Consider the following 3,714-nt stretch of genomic DNA (forward strand, 5'->3'; position numbering starts at 1 on the left):
TGCGATCAGACACGCCAATGCTGACGAAATTCGAGTGGAGCTAGTCTACGATCGCGATCGGGTTTGCTTGCGCGTGAAAGACAATGGACAAGGCTTTGGAGTTGGGAGTATCCCATCCTCCGAGGGTTTTGGCTTATTAGGCATGAGCGAGCGAGCAGAGCGCATCGGCGCACAACTCACGATTAGGAGTCAACCTGGACAAGGAACAGAGATGATTGTCACCGTCGATCGGGAGTGAGCATCACGATGAGCGAAGCCACGACAATTCGGGTTCTGATTGCAGACGATCATTCCATTTTTAGGCAAGGATTAGCCACGATTATTAACCGTGACCCAGACATGAGCGTGATTGCTCAGGCCGAAAATGGGGAACAGGCGATCAACTTATTTCGGGAACATCAACCGGATGTGACGCTAATGGATCTGCGAATGCCTGAAGTAGAAGGAGTTGCCGCCATCGGTGCGATTTGCGCTACTACTAAATCTGCTCGGATTATTGTCCTGACAACGTATGATAGTGACGAAGATATCTATCGGGGATTGCAGCAGGAGCAAAAGGATACCTGTTGAAAGAAACTGAACCTGACGAGCTACTGAATGCGATTCGTACCGTTCATCGGGGTCAGCAGTATATTCCGCCTGATGTGGGAGCAAAGTTGGTACAGCGCCTCAGCAACCCAGAACTGAGTGAAAGAGAACTAGCAGTACTCCGCTCACTGGCACGGGGGATGAGTAATGCCGATATTGCGGCTGCTTTGAGTATCGGCGAAGGCACTGTCAAATCTCATGTCAATCGGATTTTGAATAAATTGGATGTGAGCGATCGCACCCAAGCTGTAATTGTTGCCGTTAAACGCGGCATTGTTAATTTATAGGATGTACTTTCGATAGAATTGGGATTCTAACTTGAGTTAGAACCAGCCTTCTACTTCACGATAGCATGGTTGCTCTATCAATTTATACTGTAAAAATTTTAACTTGCTATAGACGACAGCTTGAAGGCGATCGCCTATATTGAATCTATGCAAACAGTTATGCAATCAATGAACCCATGCAAGTCAATTGCAAGGTTCCATGTTTGATGCAGATGTAGAAAGATGAACGACGATCGTAGCCACAGTTCCTTACTTGTACCACCTTCAACCCAAGATTGGATTCAAGGTGTGTTGAGTGCCAAGGTAGTGCTGGTGATGTATGGAGACTATCAATGCTCCAGAAGTGCAGACGTTTACAAGATGATTAAAGCGATCGAACGAGAGCTGAATACTTGTTTTGGAGAGGATTATTTATGCTTCATCTTCCGTCATTTTCCGCAAGCACAGATTCATCCCCAAGCTCAACGGGCAGCCCAAGCCGCCCAAGCCGCCGCTGTCCAAGGACAGTTTTGGTTAATGAATGATACTTTATTTGCCCATCAACAAAGGTTGGAGAACGGTTATCTTGTCGAGTACGCCAACAATTTAGGGCTTGATATTCCTCAGTTTCTCAAAGACTTGCCTAAACAAGTGCATATCGATCGTATCCACGAAGATATCGAAGGTGGATGCAAGAGTGGAGTAACGGCTGCTCCAGCCCTCTTCATCAATAACATTCGATATACCGGACGCTGGAAAATGGCAGAGTTGATGGCAGCCATTGTTGCTGCAAGTTACTAAGCTCTTTTTATAACTCATCAACATTAGTAATAGACGAAAGCAGTTTTGTTATTTCATTGAGGGTAGTTCTATGACGCATTTACTAGTACAAGGCAGAAATGATTCTGAGCATGAAGGTACACCTCAGACTGATTCTCTTCGCGACTCCTCGGTGAATCATACCCTGATTGCGATCGCGCAAGAAGTTGCTGAGTTGCTGAAACAAGCTTATCCGGTACAAATTGGTCAAATCGATCGCGTGGAATTAATAGACAAGAAGCGTTCTACTCAATGATCGAGCGCTGAGTTGGCGAAGTCTTCGGTTAGTTTAAGTTTGTGCTGAAGGTCAATATTAGAACGCTGAATCACTTTAAGGAGCAATTCTATGTCAACTTTTGTCTTGGTTCACGGCGCATGGCACGATGGTTCTGCTTGGATGCGTTCACTCCAAAGGGTCGTCACTACTACCTCCAAACTCAGTCACTTAAGGGACTCCAGACGGAGATGATCGAGGCACTGATCGAACAGGGACTGCCATTGCCTTCTCCGTTTTCGGCGATTAATATCCATCACTTTCATGGAGCCGCGAGTCGCGTAGGTGTGTCTGAGACTGCTTTTGCACTGCGGCAGGATCATCTAATGGTTGAGCTAATTGCAGCCTGGGAGCCACAGGACGACGAGCAGCGGCATATCCAATGGGCACAGAACCTCTCACAGGCACTAGCACCCTATGCTTTCAAAGGGGGATACATCAATCTCCTAGATGAGCAAGAACAGGAGCGTGTTCGGCTTGCCTTTGGGTCGAACTATGAGCGATTGCTCGATCTTAAGCAGAAATACGATCCAGATGATGTGTTTCGATCGACGATCGGACATCTCGCATTACAGCACAACAATTAACAATGAAAAAGCAACCGATCGATCCGCCACAACTCTATGATGCAAGACCATTCGGAATGTCTCAAGCTGTTATCGATACTGCATCGGCTACCGTTTACGTTTCTGGTCAAGTTGACTGGGATGTGAACCACCAAGTCTCATCCCATACTGTTGAGGGACAACTCTCAAACGTGCTAACGAACCTAACCGTCATTCTAGAGGCATCGGGAAGCTCGGTCGAAAAATTGCTTAGCCTTCGCATCTATGTTCGTGGTGAATTTGGAGACTTCATTGGAACTATCGCTCCAATTCTGGCGCAATTTCTGGCAGAATCGCGTCCTGCTGTTACGGGTATTGGTGTTGCCTCACTTGCCTCAAAAGAAACATTGGTTGAGATTGAGGCAATAGCAGCACTGAAGTGACGCACCGATTTCCGAAAATCATGTTTAAGAATGACCTCAAACGGAAATACGATTCGGATGATGTGTCCGGCGGATTCCAAATCTAAGCGTCGAAGCTCAGTCCGAAGACGATCAAAACTTTTACAGGCGCAATCAAAGGAAAAGATATGAAAGTACGCTACGGGTTTCGACAGGTTGGCGATGTTGAAGTGTTCTACCGCGAGGCTGGGTCAAGCGATGCGCCAGTAATACTGCTGTTGCACGGCTTTCCAACTGCTAGCCATATGTTCCGCGACCTGATCCCTCTCCTTGCCGATCGCTTTCGGCTCGTGGCGCCGGATCTGCCTGGTTTCGGACAGACCAAGGCACCGCCGCGCGAGACGTTCGATTACACGTTCGACCGCCTTGCCAACGCGATCGAGGGCTTCACCGCTGCTTTGTCGCTCGATCAATACGTGCTCTACATCTTTGACTATGGTGCGCCGATAGGACTGCGTTTGGCGATGCGCCATCCTGAACGGATATCTGCGATCGTCTCGCAGAACGGCAACGCCTACATCGAGGGTTTCAGTGACCAATGGGACCCGTGGGAGTCCTATTGGCGCGAACCGAGTGCAGCGAATCGGGAAGCCTGCCGACCCTCGCTCGCGCCGGACACAATCCGGAACTGGCAGTATGGTACCGGAGCCGATCCAAACCTTTTGTCGCCCGACGGCTGCGAACTCGACATTGCCTACATGGCGCGACCGGGCGCGGAGGAGATCCAGCTCGATCTAATCCTCGACTACCGCAGCAACGTC

At 48.7% G+C, this 3,714-nt stretch carries 6 protein-coding genes and 1 pseudogene; all 7 read left to right on the forward strand.

Translation table 11 applies throughout. The annotated features are described in order from the left end of the window. Window positions 1-238, forward strand: a 238-nt coding sequence (locus ACKTT2_RS00265) for an ATP-binding protein (protein WP_407882800.1), incomplete at its 5' end; no start/stop codon positions are given. Window positions 239-246: 8 nt separating this feature from the next. After that, window positions 247-875: pseudogene (locus ACKTT2_RS00270) on the forward strand (response regulator). Between the two features lie 222 nt (window positions 876-1,097). Further along, a complete protein-coding gene (locus ACKTT2_RS00275; protein WP_407882802.1) occupies window positions 1,098-1,655 on the forward strand; it encodes a DsbA family protein in 558 nt (185 codons plus the stop codon). Window positions 1,656-1,725: 70 nt separating this feature from the next. Further along, window positions 1,726-1,929, forward strand: coding sequence for a hypothetical protein (locus ACKTT2_RS00280; RefSeq protein WP_407882804.1), 204 nt, complete (start codon window positions 1,726-1,728; stop codon window positions 1,927-1,929). 344 nt (window positions 1,930-2,273) lie between these two features. After that, window positions 2,274-2,534 carry a BBE domain-containing protein gene (locus tag ACKTT2_RS00285; protein WP_407882806.1) on the forward strand — a complete coding sequence of 87 codons (261 nt, stop codon included), beginning with the start codon at window positions 2,274-2,276 and terminating at the stop codon, window positions 2,532-2,534. 2 nt (window positions 2,535-2,536) lie between these two features. Beyond that, window positions 2,537-2,935 (forward strand): RidA family protein, encoded by a 399-nt coding sequence (locus tag ACKTT2_RS00290; protein ID WP_407882808.1) that lies wholly within the window; start codon window positions 2,537-2,539, stop codon window positions 2,933-2,935. A gap of 146 nt (window positions 2,936-3,081) precedes the next feature. Then, window positions 3,082-3,714 (forward strand): alpha/beta fold hydrolase (locus tag ACKTT2_RS00295; RefSeq protein ID WP_407882810.1); only part of this gene is annotated, 633 nt, incomplete at its 3' end.

This window comes from Scytonema hankhaensis NUACC26, from assembly GCF_045865695.1.
In the GTDB taxonomy this organism is placed as follows: domain Bacteria; phylum Cyanobacteriota; class Cyanobacteriia; order Cyanobacteriales; family Nostocaceae; genus Scytonema.